The sequence below is a fragment of the Pseudomonas sp. A125 genome, assembly GCF_055409485.1.
In genome coordinates this window covers 27246-42697 of record NZ_JBUZVP010000040.1, presented here as the reverse complement: position 1 = coordinate 42697, position 15452 = coordinate 27246, and the positions used below count along the sequence as shown (strand labels likewise).

Here is a 15452-nt window from a genome sequence, read left to right as displayed (position 1 = left end):
GCATGCCGAGCCTAAGCGAGGCACCGAGTGGTGGGGCAAAGACCTTTTGGTTACTTTTGGGGCGTTTGCCAAAAGTGACCCGCTGTAAGAGCGGAACCCATAGCGGCCATCACTCAAAAACGGATATGTACTCACTCGAAGGCCCAGTAACAAAACCGTCATTCCCCTGGGCTAGGCTCGCGGGCTCGAATGCCCCCGAGTCCCAAGTCCATGTTCAAAGGCCTGCTCTACGCCGCGTTGCTGTTCACCCTGACGGCCCACGCCGAAACCTGGCCGCAGAAGGACTGGTCCCAAGGCCAGCAACTAACAGGCCCGGCCGCCCAGGCCCTAGATGACTACGCCTTCCCACCCCGCGACGACACCACCCGCAAAGGCATCCGCACCGACGCCCTGCTGGTCATCCGCGACGGCCAAATCATCTACGAACGCTACGCCACCCCCACCACCGCCAGCACCCCGCACCTGACCTGGTCCATCAGCAAAAGCCTGATGGCCACCGTCCTGGGCGTCGCATTCGGCGAAAACCGCTTCAAACTCACCGACCCCGCCGCACGCTTTTACCCGCCGATGAAACAACACCCCAGCGTGACCATGGCCGACCTCCTGCACTGGGCCTCGGGCCTCGACTGGCAGGAGGACTACGAATACGCCCCACTGAAGTCCTCAGTGGTCGCAATGCTCTACACCCGAGGCCGTCACGACATGGCCGAATTCACCGCCGACACCGCCACCTTCAGCGCTCCCGGTCAGGTGTTCCGCTACTCCAGCGGCGACAGCAACCTGCTGTCCGTCACCCTCAAAGGCATGCTCGGCCACAAGGCCTACGTCGACTATCCGTGGACCGCCCTGTTCCAGCCACTGGGTATCAGCAACGCCACCTGGGAAAGCGACGCCAACGAAACCTTCGTCGCCTCGTCATACGCCTACCTCACCGCCCGGGATTTGGCACGTGTCGGCCTGCTGATGGCGCGGGACGGTCGTTGGGGCGAGCAACAGTTATTGCCCAAAGAATGGGTCGACTTCAACCGTCGACCTTTCGACAAGTACAAAGCAGGCCAGGACGAAGCCGTCCCCGGCGGCCAATGGTGGCTCAACCGCGAAGTGCAGGGCGCCCCCAAACCCTGGCCGGATGCTCCTGCCGATACCTTCGCCGCCCTCGGGCACTGGGGCCAGGCGCTCTACGTGATGCCTGAAAAACAGCTGGTGATCGTGCGCTACGGCGACGACCGCGACGGCAGCTATCGCCACAATGAACTGCTCAAGCGCGTCCTCGCGGCGGTGCAACCGTGATCCGCCGTCGCCCCTTCAGCAGCCTGCTGGTTTTGCTGCTACTCGCATTGCTCGGCTGGGTCTGGCACGAGCGCGTCAACCTGCAAGCCTTCCCCGACATCATCGCGGCCTACACCGCCAAGGAGTACTGCTCGTGCCGTTACGTGGAAGGCAACCCGGCTGATTATTGCGTGGGGTATGTGAAGCAATACGTGCCCACCAGCGCCTTCGCCGACAACCCGGAAAAACACTCGGTGACCGCCAGCGGCCTGGGCCGCACCCACAGCGCCCAATGGTTGGGCCAACGCGAGGGCTGCCGCCTCTTGCCCTAATGCAGTTACACCGAACCTGGGGGCTGAGGTTCCACAGGGTGGAACCACCTTTGATTGTCCTCCTGCGCACATCGCGGTTATCTGGCGGTGTGCAACGAAAAAGAACGGGAACACCCGCCTGCGAGGAGAATCACCATGAGCCCACACCAGCACATCCTGGATTGGCTGAGCGATGTCGCCAGCGACCTGCACGCCGTGCGTCAGGACATTCATGCCCACCCCGAACTGGGCTTTGAAGAAAACCGCACCGCCGCCCTCGTGGCGCAATCCCTGCGAAATTGGGGCTATGAAGTGCACACCGGCATCGGCCAGACCGGCGTGGTCGGTGTGCTGCGCAATGGCAGCAGCTCACGCAAGCTCGGTATCCGCGCCGACATGGACGCGTTGCCGATCATCGAAAACACCGGCGCCGCCTATACCAGCCAACACGCCGGCTGCATGCACGCCTGCGGCCATGACGGCCACACCACCATGCTGCTGGGCGCGGCCCGTTACCTGGCCGCGACTCGTCAGTTCGATGGCACCCTGAATCTTATTTTCCAACCCGCCGAAGAAGGCCAGGGCGGCGCCGAAGCCATGCTCGCCGAGGGCTTGCTGGAGCGTTTCCCCTGCGATGCATTGTTCGGCATGCACAACATGCCAGGCCTGCCCGCCGGCCATCTGGGCCTGCGGGTCGGACCAATGATGGCGTCCCAGGACCTGATCACCGTGACCCTCGAAGGTGTCGGCGGCCACGGTTCCATGCCGCACCTGACAGTCGACCCGCTGGTGGCCGCCGCCAGTATGGTCATGGCCTTGCAGACCGTGGTGGCGCGCAATATCAATGCCCAGGAAGCCGCAGTCGTCACCGTCGGTGCCCTGCAAGCCGGCCAGGCCGCCAACGTGATTCCCCAGCAAGCGCTGTTGCGCCTGAGCCTGCGCGCCCTGGATGCGAGCGTGCGTGAGCTGATGCTGGAGCGGGTCAAGGCGATCATCCAGACCCAGGCCGCGAGCTTCGGCTGCACCGCACAGATCGAACATCGCCCGGCCTACCCGGTGCTGGTCAACCACGCGGATGAAACCGAATTCGCCCGCCAGGTCGGCGTCGCCCTGCTCGGTGAAGACGCCGTCGATGGCAACACCACCAAGCTGATGGGCAGTGAAGACTTCGCCTGGATGCTGCAACGCTGCCCCGGCAGCTACCTGTTTATCGGCAACGGCGTCTCGCGGCCGATGGTCCACAACCCCGCCTATGACTTCAACGACGACATCCTGTTGACCGGCGCCGCCTACTGGGGCGCGCTGGCCGAGAGCTGGCTCAAGCCCGCCTGACGAGCGCTTTTTTCTGCCGCTGGACCCTTTCCCAACAGGTTGAATGGAGTGTTCCCATGCAGGCTACAAAACACGGTGTATCGCGCACCCGCCAGGTGGTCGCGGCGGTGATCGGCAATGCGCTGGAATGGTATGACTTCATCGTTTATGGCTTTCTCGCCAGCATCATCGCCCGGCAGTTTTTCCCCTCGGAGGATGAATACGCCTCGCTGCTGATGGCGTTGGCGACGTTTGGCGTCGGGTTCTTCATGCGCCCGGTGGGCGGGATTCTGCTCGGCATGTATTCAGACCGCAAAGGCCGCAAGGCTGCGATGCAGTTGATCATCCGGCTGATGACCATCTCCATCGCCTTGATCGCTTTTGCCCCCAGCTACGCCGCCATCGGCATGGGCGCGCCGATGCTGATTGTGGTGGCGCGCATGCTCCAGGGCTTTGCCACCGGCGGCGAATACGCCAGTGCCACGGCGTTTCTGGTGGAAAGCGCACCGGCCCATCGCAAGGGGTTGTACGGTTCCTGGCAGTTGGTGGGGCAGTGCCTGGCGGTGTTTGGCGGCGCAGCGATGGTGGCGTTGGTCACGCACTTTTTCGAACCGCAAACCCTGGAGCTGTGGGGCTGGCGCCTGCCGTTCATCTTCGGCTTGCTGATCGGTCCGGTGGGCTTGTGGATCCGTCGGCACATGGAAGATCCCGAGGAATTTATCGAAGCGCGCAAACAGGCAAAAGGCGCGGCGCCGAGCTTGATGGAGGTCATTCGCGATCACCGCCGCAGCATCTTGGTATCGATGGGCCTGGCGTGTGGGGCGACGGTGTCGTTCTACGTGGTGCTGGTGAATATGCCGACCTTCGCCCACAAGAACCTCGGCCTGCCACTGGACCAGGTGTTGATGGTGCAGATGTTCGCGGTGGCGCTGATGACCGTGGTGATTCCGTTGTCCGGCCTGCTGTCGGACAGGCTGGGTCGGCGGCCTGTGTTGATGGCGTTCACCCTGGCGTTTTTTGTGATGGTGTACCCGCTGTATGTGTGGGTCGCAGCCGCGCCGTCCATCGAGCGTTTGCTGGTGATGCAGGTGATGCTGTGCACCGCCATCGGTGGTTTTTTCGGCCCGGCGCCGACGGCTTTGGCCGAGCAGTTTCCCATCGAGGTACGTTCCACTGGCGTGTCGGTGGCCTACAACGTGTCGGTGATGGTGTTCGGCGGTTTTGCGCCGTTGATCGTCACCTGGCTCAGTAAGGTGCTGGGCACGCCGGTGGCCCCGGCGTTTTATGTGCTGTTCGCTTGCGTCCTGACGCTGCTGGGCACTTATTGCATGCATGAGGCGCCCCGGGCGAAACGACCGGCGCCGTTTTCCAGCGAGGTGAAACCTTGAGTATTGTTGGGCTGGACGCCATCGAACTGTCACGGGCGATCCACGCGCGGCAGGTGTCCTGCCATGAAGTGATGCAGGCGTATCTGGCGCAGGTCGAGCGCTTTAATCCGGCGGTGAATGCGCTGGTCTCGCTGCGCTCCGATGAGGACGTGCTGGCCGAAGCGGTGCAGCGCGACCGAGAGCTGGACCAGGGCCGGTCCCGTGGCTGGATGCACGGCATGCCCCAGGCGATCAAGGATCTGGCGGCCACCCAAGGCTTGCGCACTACCCTGGGTTCGCCGTTGTTTGCCGAGCACATTCCTCAATACGATGCGATCAGCGTGGCGCGGGTTCGGGCCAGCGGCGCGATCATCATTGGCAAGACCAACGTGCCGGAATTCGGCCTGGGCTCGCAGACGTACAACAGCGTGTTCGGCACCACCGGCAACGCCTACGACCCACGCCTTGTGGCGGGTGGCAGCAGCGGCGGGGCGGCTGTGGCGTTGGCACTGCGCATGCTGCCGGTGGCCGATGGCAGCGACATGATGGGCTCGCTGCGAAACCCGGCGGCGTTCAATAACGTGTTTGGCCTGCGCCCCTCCTTCGGCCGCGTGCCTTATGGGCCGACGCCGGAACTGTTCATCCAGCAACTGGGCACCGAAGGCCCGATGGGCCGCAGTGTGGCGGACGTGGCGCGGTTGCTGAGTGTGCAAGCCGGCTACGACCCTCGCGTACCGCTGTCACTGAAGGAAGATCCGGCGGTGTTGGGTGAACCGTTGCAGCGCGACTTCAAGGGCGCACGCCTCGGCTGGCTAGGGGATTACAACGGCTACCTGCCGATGGAAGACGGCGTGATGAGCCTGTGCGAATCGGCCCTCAAGGACTTCACTGCGCTGGGCTGCGAGGTCGAGCACTGCCAGCCGGATTTCTCTCTGGAGCGCCTGTGGCAGACCTGGCTGGTGCACCGTCATTGGCTGATCCAGGGCTCACTCGGCGCGGCGTATGCCGACCCGCAAAAACGCGCGCTGCTCAAGCCCGAAGCCCAATGGGAAGTGCAGGGTGGCTTGCAGTTGAGTGCGGCAGACGTCTACCAGGCTTCGGTCAGCCGCAGCGACTGGTACCGCGCCCTCGGCAAACTGTTCGAACGTTACGATTTTCTGTTGTTGCCCACCGCCCAAGTGTTCCCTTTCGATGCACAACAACCCTGGCCGCGCATCGTCGCAGGGCGTGAGATGGACACCTATCACCGCTGGATGGAGGTGGTGATCGGACCTACGCTGGCCGGTCTGCCGAGCATGAACGTGCCGGTGGGTTTCAACCCCCGGGGCTTGCCTATGGGCCTGCAAATCATCGGCCCGGCCCAGGCAGACAGGGCGGTGTTGCAACTGGCGTACGCCCACGAACAACTGACCCGCTGGGTGCAGCGACGACCGCCCACTTGCCTCGGCTCGACCGGTTGAGCCGCGACGGGCCTGTATCTTGCTGTGAGAATCAGATCATCCATCGGCATCAAGGAGATCGACACATGGGCAGCGACGCCGAGACGGGAACCGTACGCTCAGTGGGGCGAGCACTGGCGATCATCGAATTGCTCGGCGAGCATCAGGCGCTGGGGCTGGAAGAGTTGCATTACCTGACTCACCTACCCAAGGCCACGGTGTCGCGGATGCTGCTGACCTTGCAGGAGCAGGGCTGGATCTACCGCGGCCTCAGTGACCGGCGTTACCGCCTGCGGGCCCGACGCCTGTTCGGTGACACCCAGCAACGCTTCAAGCGCCAACTGGTGGAAAGCGCCGCGCCGTGGCTGCTCGACCTCAGCGAGCGCACCGGCCTGGTGGTGGACTTGTCGAGCTTCGACGGCGAACGCCTGGAAGTGATGGAAAGCGCGATTCCCACGGTGCTGCGCAAGCTCTACCCGAACAACTGCCAGATCGTCGGCCAGCACGCCAGCCTGTTTCACTCGGCCATGGGCAAGGCGTGCCTGTCGCAATTGTCGGCAGATGAAGTGCAGCGCCTGGCCGGCCGTGAACGGGTGGCGGAAGACGACCAGTACCGGGCGTGTGAACAATCCCAGCACCAGGGTTTTGGCCAGCGCACCGAAGGTTACTGGGAATATCCGGTGCGCCTGCCGTTCCTGATTCGCGCGGTAGCGTTGCCGGTGCGGGCCAACGGGCGGTTGGTGGGGAGCATGGCGCTGCATTGGCCGATGGATCAGGCGCCGGTGGAGCGGGTGTTGAGCTTGCACCTGGCCAGCCTTGAGTCGACCATTCGCGATGTGCAGCAGGCGTTGGCCTGACCACCGTTCCCCTGTAGGAGCGAGCTTGCTCGCGAAGAACTCACAGGCACCGCATTCATTCAGAATGCCCGCGTCATCGTTGGCAATCTTCGCGAGCAAGCTCGCTCCTACAGGAGGTCTTTGTTACTGTTCGTTCAGGTTTTTTGCCCCACGAGTCTTTATGTCCCTGTTCAAACCCATGGCCTTCCTGCTGCTGGCCGCTGCCGCCGTGCCTGCCCACGCCGACTGGTACCTGGACAACGAGTCCTCGCGCCTGTCGTTCGTCACCACCAAAAACACTGACTTCGCCGAAGTACAGCGCTTCCTGGTGCTGCACGGCAAGGTCGACAGCAAAGGCGCGGCGCAGTTGGAAGTTGAACTGGAGTCGATCAACAGCGGCATCCCGCTGCGCGACGAGCGCATGCGCAATGAGCTGTTCGAGATCAAGACATTTCCCGATGCCGTGATCAATGCGCAGATCAACCTGCAACCGATCAACGACCTGGCTCCCGGCGCGCAATATGAGCTGCGCCTGCCGCTGTCGGTGACGCTGCACGGCAAGACGCAAACCTATAGCGCCGAGCTGCTGGCGACCCGGCTGGATGACCGGCGCTTTCAGGTGGTCACCCTGGAACCGTTGGTGGTGCATGCCGAGGATTTCGATTTGCTGCCGGGCGTGGCCGCGTTGCGCAAGGCCGCCGGGCTGTCGCAGATCAGCCTGTCGGTGCCGGTGGGTGCGGTCCTGATTTTCACGGCGCGCTGACATGAGCGGCGCAGTGTTCCCGTGGCGCAGCGCCAACCGTTTCGAGCTGATGATCGACGGCCCAAGCTTCTTTCCGCGCATGCTGGAAGGCATCGCCCAGGCCGAGCAACAGGTTGCGCTGGAGTTGTACCTGGTGGAGGCGGGCGCGTGTGCCGAGGCGATGGTTCAGGCCCTGGTGGCCGCCGCCGAACGTGGGGTGCGCGTGCGTTGCCTGTTCGATGACTACGGTAGCCTGGCGTTTACCCTGGGCTTGCGTCGACGGTTGATCGACGCCGGGGTGGACCTGCGTTTCTACAATCGCCTGAACTGGCGCCGCTGGATGCGCAACCTCTACCGCGACCACCGCAAGGTGTTGCTGGTCGACCAGACCATCGCCGTGGTCGGTGGCACCGGCGTGACGGATGAATTCTGGACACCCGCAGAAGACACCGCCGACTGGCACGAAGTGATGGTGCAAATCCGTGGCCCGCTGGTGCTGGATTGGCAGGCGTTGTTTGATCGTCAATGGCTGGCCAACGACGATCGTCGTGCGTGGAAACCGGCCATGCATTTTGGCCTGCCACGCTTGCCCAAGCTGCCGGCGACAGGGCCGGGGTTGGGGCGTGTGGCGTATGCCGATGCCCGCCAACACCGCGATATCCTGCAGTCGCTGATCCGTGCGCTGAACAGCGGGCACCAACGTATCTGGTTGGCCACGCCGTATTTTCTGCCGACCTGGAGCGTACGGCGAGCACTGCGCCGGGCAGCGGGACGCGGGGTGGATGTACGTTTGCTGCTCACCGGGCCGCGTACCGATCACCCGTCGGTGCGGTATGCCGGGCACCGTTATTACCCGCGTTTGCTCAAGGCCGGGGTGCAGATCTTTGAATACCAGCCGTGCTTCCTGCACCTGAAAATGGTGCTGGTGGACGACTGGGTGAGCATTGGTTCGTGCAACTTCGACCACTGGAACCTGCGCTTCAACCTGGAGGCGAACCTGGAAGCGTTGGACCCGGAGCTGACGTTGGCGGTGGCGGGGAGTTTCGAGCGGGATTTTGCGAAGAGCCAGGCGGTGAGCCTGGAGGCATGGCAATCGCGGCCATTGTGGCGACGGGTGAAGCAACGGGTGTGGGGCTGGATTGATCGGTTGGTGGTCAACCTGCTGGACCGACGCGGCTAGCCAGAACGCTGAGATCAAATGTGGGAGCTGGCTTGCCTGCGATGCAGGCACCTCGGTACTTCAGATGCACCGAGGTGATGCAATCGCGGGCAAGCCCGGCTCCCCCACAAGCCCGGCTCCTACACAAGCCAGCTCCCACACTGACCGTGTTTACAGCTTTAGATCAGAGCAGTTCGAAGCTCTGCTGCTTCACATCCTGCGAATCCAAGCCAATCTGCACATTGAACTCGCCCGGTTCAGCCGCAAATTTGAGCTGGGTGTTGTAGAACTTCAAGTCATCCTCGGTGATGGTGAAGTGCACCGCGCGCTCCTCACCGGCCTTGAGCATGATCTTCTGGAAGTTCTTCAACTCCTTCACCGGGCGGATCATCGAGCCGGCCACGTCCTGGATGTACAGCTGCACCACGGTTTCGCCATCGACCTTGCCGGTGTTTTTCACCATCACAGTGGCGTCGAGCTTGCCGGTCTTGTTCAGGGTGGTGGACGACAGCGCCATGTCCGACAGGCTGAAACTGGTGTAGCTCAAGCCATAACCGAACGCAAACAAGGGCCCTGTGGTGTCATCGAAGTACTGCGAGGTGTAGTTGCCCGGCTTGCCCGGGGTGAACGGGCGGCCAATGCTCAGGTGGTTGTAGTAGGTCGGAATCTGCCCCACCGAACGCGGGAAGGTGATCGGCAGCTTGCCCGACGGGTTGTAATCGCCGAACAAAACGTCGGCGATTGCGTTACCGCCTTCGGTACCGGCGAACCAGGTTTCCAGGATCGCGTCAGCCTGTTCGTTCTCGTCGACAATCGACAGCGGGCGGCCGTTCATCAACACCAGCACCAGCGGTTTGCCGGTGGCTTTCAGGGCCTTTATCAGGTCGCGCTGGCTTTGTGGGATGTTCAGGTCGGTGCGGCTCGACGACTCGTGAGACATGCCACGGGATTCGCCCACGGCTGCCACGACTACGTCGGCGTCTTTGGCAGCCTTGACCGCTTCGTCGATCATCGCCTGGGACGAGCGCGGGTCATCCACCACTTCCGGGGCATCGAAGTTCAGGAAATTGAGGTAGTCGACCACTTTCTTGTCGTTGGTGATGTTGGCGCCACGGGCATAGATCACCTTGCCCTTTTCGCCGATCACCGCATTCATGCCGTCCAGCAGGGTTACCGATTGCGCCGGTTTACCGGCCGCGGCCCAACTGCCCATCATGTCGATCGGCGCCTTGGCCAGCGGGCCGACCAGGGCGATGGTCGCGGTCTTTTTCAGCGGCAGGGTGTTGTTCTGGTTTTTCAGCAACACTTGGCTGCGGCGCGCTACATCACGCGCGTCGGCGCGGTGCAGGCGGCTTTCGGCGTAGGTGTCGGCCGGGTCATCCTCGGCCTTGCCGATGCGCAGGTACGGGTCGGCGAACAGGCCCATGTCGTACTTGGCGCCGAGCACTTCGCGCACGGCGTTGTCGATGTCGCTCTGTTCGATCTCGCCGGACTTCAACAGGCCGGGCAGTTCCTTGCCGTAGAGCGAGTCGTTCATGCTCATGTCGATGCCGGCCTTGATCGCCAGCTTGGCGGCTTCACGCCCGTCTTTGGCCACGCCGTGCTTGATCAGCTCGAAGATCGCGCCGTGGTCGCTGACCGCCAGGCCCTTGAAGCCCCAGTCCTTGCGCAGCAGGTCGTTCATCAGCCAGGTGTTGGCAGTGGCGGGTACGCCGTTGATCGAGTTCAGCGCAACCATCACGCCGCCGGCACCGGCCTTGATCGCGGCGTGGTAGGGCGGCAGGTAGTCCTGGTACATCTTGACCGGGCTCATGTCGACCACGTTGTAGTCGCGACCGCCTTCCACCGCGCCGTACAGGGCGAAGTGCTTGACGCTGGCCATGATGCTGTCGGCCTTGGCGGGGCTGGTGCCCTGGAAGGCCTTGACCATCACTTCGGCAATGCGCGAGGTCAGGTAGGTGTCTTCGCCGAAGCCTTCGGAGGTGCGGCCCCAGCGCGGGTCGCGCGAGATGTCGACCATCGGTGCAAAGGTGATGTCGAGGCTGTCGGCGGCGGCTTCCTGGGCAGCGATGCGCCCGGAGTGGCCGATGGCGTCCATGTCCCAGCTGGACGCCAGGGCCAGGCTGATCGGGAAAATCGTGCGATGGCCGTGGATCACGTCATAGGCGAAGAACATCGGGATCTTCAACCGGCTGCGCATGGCCGCGTCCTGCATCGGACGGTTTTCCGGGCGGGTGATCGAGTTGAAGGTGCCGCCGATGCGGCCGGCGGCGATTTCCTTGCGGATCAGCTCGCGGGGCATTTCGGGGCCGATGCTGATCAGGCGCAACTGGCCGATCTTTTCATCGAGGGTCATTTGCTTGAGCAGGTCACTGACGAAGGCGTCCTTGTCCTTGAGTACTGCGGGCTTTGTTTCGGCTAATACGGAATGAGTGGCCAAACTGACAACAAGGCCCAGCAAACACAGCTTCTTCATGAAAATCCTTTCTCGCAGCCTTGGGACCGGAGAGCGTCTATTGTTGTTCGGGTGTTGTTCAGATAAATGCAGCACACTTCTGAACTCTTATTGGCGCTGGGCATCTTTTAGCTGATTGGCACGATGCAATCCAGTGGGTGGTGGCGGATTATGCCCTAAGCCCGTAGCTAACGCGTCAGTCGGTAAATTTCATAGGTTTGGCAGGAGAAACACCATGCAAGCAGCACAAGGTTACCGTTGGGGCTGGAAGGCCGTGGCATTGATATTGGTGAGCACCGTGTTGAGCGGTTGCGGCATCAACAAGATCCCGACCCTGGACGAGCAGGCCAAGGCGGCCTGGGCCCAGGTGCAGAACCAGTACCAGCGGCGCGCCGACCTGATCCCCAACCTGGTGGAAGTGGTCAAGGGCTACGCCGCCCATGAACAGGACACCCTGACCGCTGTGATCGAGGCGCGGGCCAAGGCCACCTCGATCCAGGTAGACGCCAGCACCCTGGACAACCCGGAAAAGCTCAAACAGTTCCAGCAGGCCCAGGACGGTTTGAGCGGTGCACTCAGCCGCTTGATGGTGGTGTCCGAGCGCTACCCGGATCTGAAAGCCAACCAGAACTTCCTGGCCCTGCAATCGCAACTTGAAGGCACCGAAAACCGCATCGCCGTGGCCCGTCGCGACTTTATCCAGGCGGTACAGGCCTACAACACTGAAATCCGTACCTTCCCCGGCCGCCTGTGGCACAGCGTGATGTACAGCGACTTGCCGATCCGCGCCAACTTCGAGGCCACCAGTGCCGATGCCGATAAAGCGCCGCAAGTGAAATTCTGATGGGCAAGCGCGCTTGGCTGCTGGCGGCGGTGCTGCTGGCCTTTAGCCTGACCGCCCAGGCCGCCCTGAATTTCCCGGCGTTGACCGGACGGGTTGTCGACAATGCGCAGATGATCGACCCGGCTGTGCGCGCGCAACTGACCCAGCAATTGCAGGCGCTGGAGCAGACCAGCGGCGACCAGATCGTGGTGGTCACCGTGCCTGACCTGCAAGGCGTGCCCATTGAAGACTTCGGTTATCAACTGGGCCGCGCCTGGGGCATCGGCCAGAAGGGCAAGGACAACGGCGCACTGCTGATCGTCGCCCGGGATGAGCGCAAGATCCGTATCGAAGTGGGTTATGGCCTCGAAGGCGTACTCACGGACGCGCAGTCCTGGGTGATCATCAACCAGGTGATCGCCCCGGCGTTCAAGGCGGGCAACTACAGCAAGGGCATCAGTGACGGCGTGGCGGCGATGCTGCAAGTGGTGGGCGGCGATCCGCTGGCCGTGCCGGCGCATGTGTCTGAAGCCAACTTCGCCAAGCAAAACCCCGGCATCTCCTTCGGCCTGTTTATCCTGCTGCTGGCGGTATTGTGGCTGTGCAATCGCATGGGCCTGCCCGTTGGCGCTATCCTGCTGGCGATTCTCAGCAGCAGTGGCCGTGGCGGCGGGGGAGGCGGCGGTGGCGGTGGCTTCCGGGGCGGCGGCGGTGGTTTCGGCGGCGGTGGCGCCTCGGGCGGCTGGTAATGACAATAACTAGAGAGCATCAACAACCATGGCACTACTGAGTCAACACGAGCAACGCCAGGTCGCCGAGGCGATCGCCAGGGTCGAGCAACAGACCGACGCCGAACTGGTGACTGTGCTCGCGGCCCGCGCCGACGACTACGCCTACATTCCGCTGTTGTGGGCCAGCCTGTTGGCGTTGGTGGTGCCGGGGATCGTTCACTATTTGTCTGGCTGGTTGAGCATGTACACCTTGCTGCTGGCGCAGTGGGGCACGTTTGTGGTGCTGTGCCTGGTGTTCCGTCTGCCCAAGGTCACCACACGGCTGATCCCGCGCTCGGTGCGCCACTGGCGCGCGTCCAACCTGGCGCGGCGGCAGTTTCTGGAGCAGCACCTGCACCACACGCTGGGCAGTACCGGGGTGCTGATTTTTGTCAGTGAGGCCGAGCGGTATGTGGAAATCCTGGTGGACAAGGGTATTTCCAGTCGACTGGATGACAGCAGTTGGGATGTGATCGTCAAGGAATTCACCCGTCAGGTGAAGCAGGGGCAGACGTTGGCCGGGTTTATCAGCTGCATTGATGCCTGTGGGGAGTTGCTCAAGGCGCATGTGCCGGTGACTCATGCGCGCAATGAGTTGCCGAATCGGTTGGTGGTGTTGGAGTAGTGTAAAATTCCCGGCATTCCCTGCCCGAGGCGTTTTTGTTCATGTCTGCCACCGCTAAACCTGCCAGCCCCGCGCCGGATCATCACGCGCAGTTCCTTGAACTGTTGAGCGCGAGCCTTGAGCAAAACGCCTTTATCAAGCTGGTGCTGGCCAAGTACGTCGGCACCGAGCCTGATCTTCAGAAGCTGATCATCAAGCAGTTGACCGTCAAGGATCAGCCTTGCCTGTCCTTCGTCTACCGCTACAAGACCCGCGACATCACCAAGAACTTCTCGCTGGAAGACGGCGTAGCGGCGATTGCCGAGCTGTTGCCGGCCTCGTTCAAGAACGCGCACCTGCTCTCGGTGACCGACGAAGCCCAGTTGGAATACAGCAAGAAGAACAAAAGCTCGCTGTTCAAAAGCAAGCCGCAACAACTGCGCGAGGCACCCTCTGCCGAGCACAACCGCGAGAAAAATCGCTTCCTGGACCTGACCCGGCCATTCCTCGCTGACCTTGGCGTGACCAACGCCAAGCACGAGCTGATCCCCGCGATGTCGCGCAAATGGAAGCAGATCAACAAGTTCATCGAAGTGTTCAGCCATGCGCTGACCACTTCACCGCTGAAGCTCGACCAGCCGGTGCGCGTCGCAGACTTTGGTTCGGGCAAGGGCTACCTGACGTTTGCCATCCACGACTACCTGCGCAACACCCTCAACGCCGAAGGCGAAGTGACCGGCGTAGAACTGCGTGAAGACATGGTGACCCTGTGCAACAACGCCGTCGCCCGCCTGGACCACCCGGGGCTGGTGTTCAAATGCGGGGATGTGCGCAGCGTGGCGCCCAGCGAGCTGGACGTGATGATCGCCCTGCATGCCTGCGACATCGCCACCGACTACGCGATTCACACCGGCATCCGTTCCGGGGCGTCGATCATCATGTGCTCGCCGTGCTGCCATAAGCAGATTCGTTTGCAGATCCAGAGCCCGGCGCTGCTCAAGCCGATGCTGCAGTACGGTTTGCACCTGGGCCAACAGGCGGAAATGGTGACCGACAGCCTGCGTGCGTTGTTCCTTGAAGCGTGCGGCTATGAGACCAAGGTGTTTGAGTTCATCTCGTTGGACCACACCAACAAGAACAAGATGATCCTCGCCGTGAAGCGCGCCGAGCCGGTGGATAACACCCAGCTCCTGGTGAAAATCCAGGAGCTGAAAGCGTTCTACACCATCACCGAGCACTGCCTGGAAACCCTGCTGCGAGCAGATGGTTACCTGGCCTGAGTACGACGCAAATCAAAATGTGGGAGCTGGCTTGCCTGCGATGCAGGCACCTCGGTGTATCAGGTAAAGCGAGGTGATGCTATCGCAGGCAAGCCAGCTCCCACATTAGATCGTGCTCGCCTTGGAGCCTGGTGCAGGCTTCACACTGGTCTTGCGCCCCAACATCACCGTCGCAATCACCCCGCAGGCAAACAGCCAGGTAATCGGCTCGATGTGCTCACCAAAAAACAGTGCCGAAAACGCGATGGTGAAAAAGATCTGCAACAGCTGAATTTGGCTCACCCGCGCGATGCCGCCCATGGCCAGCCCGGCATACCACGCAAAGAAGCCGAAGAACTGCGAAAACAGCGAGACATAGCCAAACGCCCACCAGGTGCGCGGCGAAATCGGCCCTTCGTGTTGCAGCGCCAGGTACGCCACTGGCCCGATCAACACCGGCGTCGACAGCACCAGCGCCCAGCAGATCACCTGCCAGCCGCCCATCTCCTTGGCCAACCGGCCGCCCTCTGCGTAACCCAGGCCACCCACGGCAATTGCCCCGAGCATCAACAGATCACCCGCCTGGATGCTGCCAGCGCCGGTGATCAGCGCATAACTGAGCACCAGCGCACTGCCCAGCGCCGCGCAGGCCCAGAACGCCTTCGATGGCCGCTCATGGGACAACCACGCCGCATACAGCGCCACGCACAGCGGCTGCAAACCGTTGACCAACGCACCATGAGACGCCGGCAAGGTTTGCATGGCCCAGGCTGACAACACCGGAAACCCCAGGATTACCCCGGCAATCACCAGCGTCAGCCCGCGCACCTGGCGCCAGGTAGGCCAGCGCTCACGGCGCCACAGCAACAACGCCGCCGCCGGCACCGCCGCAAACAACGCCCGGCCCAGGCCATTGAGCAGCGGGTGGATTTCCTGCACCACGATACGGGTGAAGGGCAGGGTGAGGCTGAAGATGACGACGCCCAGCAGGCCGAGGGCCATGCCGGTATTTTCGCGGGAGCTCATGGAAGGAACCAGAATCGAATGGGCCGGAAGTGGACGTTCATCTAGCCACAAAGCCCCGCAAACACGGGCTTACAGCTGGGT

General features: G+C 62.5%; 14 protein-coding genes. 12 read left to right on the top strand and 2 right to left on the bottom strand.

Annotated features, from left to right (window positions below; translation table 11 throughout):
- Positions 1-210: 210 nt before the first annotated feature.
- From ACZRN6_RS33185 to ACZRN6_RS33150, 8 genes are all read left to right on the top strand, one after another.
- On the top strand, positions 211-1290 hold the full coding sequence (locus tag ACZRN6_RS33185; protein WP_464009769.1) for a serine hydrolase domain-containing protein: 1080 nt from the start codon (positions 211-213) through the stop codon (positions 1288-1290).
- The gene (locus ACZRN6_RS33180) at positions 1287-1601 is read left to right on the top strand and encodes an amidase (RefSeq protein ID WP_464009767.1); all 315 of its coding nucleotides are present in this window, start codon (positions 1287-1289) and stop codon (positions 1599-1601) included. The genes ACZRN6_RS33185 and ACZRN6_RS33180 overlap by 4 nt, the downstream gene beginning before the upstream one ends.
- A 135-nt stretch (positions 1602-1736) precedes the next feature.
- Entirely contained in the window at positions 1737-2912 is a 1176-nt protein-coding gene (locus ACZRN6_RS33175; RefSeq protein ID WP_322143675.1) for a M20 aminoacylase family protein, read from the top strand.
- Positions 2913-2968: 56 nt separating this feature from the next.
- Complete coding sequence (locus ACZRN6_RS33170; RefSeq protein WP_322143676.1) at positions 2969-4279, top strand: citrate-proton symporter; 1311 nt, start codon at positions 2969-2971, stop codon at positions 4277-4279.
- Positions 4276-5718, top strand: a complete 1443-nt coding sequence (locus tag ACZRN6_RS33165) for an amidase (RefSeq protein WP_322143677.1) — start codon at positions 4276-4278, stop codon at positions 5716-5718. The genes ACZRN6_RS33170 and ACZRN6_RS33165 overlap by 4 nt, the downstream gene beginning before the upstream one ends.
- 65 nt (positions 5719-5783) lie before the next feature.
- Positions 5784-6554: a helix-turn-helix domain-containing protein gene (locus tag ACZRN6_RS33160; protein ID WP_063032738.1), complete on the top strand. Its 771-nt coding sequence runs from the start codon at positions 5784-5786 to the stop codon at positions 6552-6554.
- 160 nt (positions 6555-6714) lie between these two features.
- The gene (locus tag ACZRN6_RS33155) at positions 6715-7296 is read left to right on the top strand and encodes a YceI family protein (protein WP_322143678.1); all 582 of its coding nucleotides are present in this window, start codon (positions 6715-6717) and stop codon (positions 7294-7296) included.
- 1 nt (position 7297) lies between these two features.
- A complete protein-coding gene (locus ACZRN6_RS33150) occupies positions 7298-8455 on the top strand; it encodes a phospholipase D-like domain-containing protein (protein ID WP_322143679.1) in 1158 nt (385 codons plus the stop codon).
- Between the two features lie 163 nt (positions 8456-8618).
- Here the strand turns inward: ACZRN6_RS33150 and bglX are convergent, their stop codons facing one another.
- A complete protein-coding gene (gene bglX, locus ACZRN6_RS33145) occupies positions 8619-10910 on the bottom strand; it encodes a beta-glucosidase BglX (protein WP_322143680.1) in 2292 nt (763 codons plus the stop codon).
- A 214-nt stretch (positions 10911-11124) separates the two neighbouring features.
- Between bglX and ACZRN6_RS33140 the strand changes: the two genes are divergently transcribed.
- The 4 genes from ACZRN6_RS33140 to ACZRN6_RS33125 are packed head-to-tail and all read left to right on the top strand — an operon-like array spanning position 11125 to position 14366.
- Positions 11125-11733 (top strand): LemA family protein, encoded by a 609-nt coding sequence (locus ACZRN6_RS33140; RefSeq protein WP_088426967.1) that lies wholly within the window; start codon positions 11125-11127, stop codon positions 11731-11733.
- Positions 11733-12461 (top strand): TPM domain-containing protein, encoded by a 729-nt coding sequence (locus tag ACZRN6_RS33135; RefSeq protein WP_322143681.1) that lies wholly within the window; start codon positions 11733-11735, stop codon positions 12459-12461. Before ACZRN6_RS33140 ends, ACZRN6_RS33135 begins: the two co-directional genes overlap by 1 nt.
- A gap of 28 nt (positions 12462-12489) precedes the next feature.
- A complete protein-coding gene (locus ACZRN6_RS33130) occupies positions 12490-13107 on the top strand; it encodes a TPM domain-containing protein (protein WP_322143682.1) in 618 nt (205 codons plus the stop codon).
- 41 nt (positions 13108-13148) lie between these two features.
- Positions 13149-14366, top strand: a complete 1218-nt coding sequence (locus ACZRN6_RS33125) for a class I SAM-dependent methyltransferase (RefSeq protein WP_464009766.1) — start codon at positions 13149-13151, stop codon at positions 14364-14366.
- A gap of 105 nt (positions 14367-14471) precedes the next feature.
- Here the strand turns inward: ACZRN6_RS33125 and ACZRN6_RS33120 are convergent, their stop codons facing one another.
- Positions 14472-15371 (bottom strand): DMT family transporter, encoded by a 900-nt coding sequence (locus ACZRN6_RS33120; RefSeq protein WP_464009765.1) that lies wholly within the window; start codon positions 15369-15371, stop codon positions 14472-14474.
- Positions 15372-15452 lie beyond the last annotated feature (81 nt).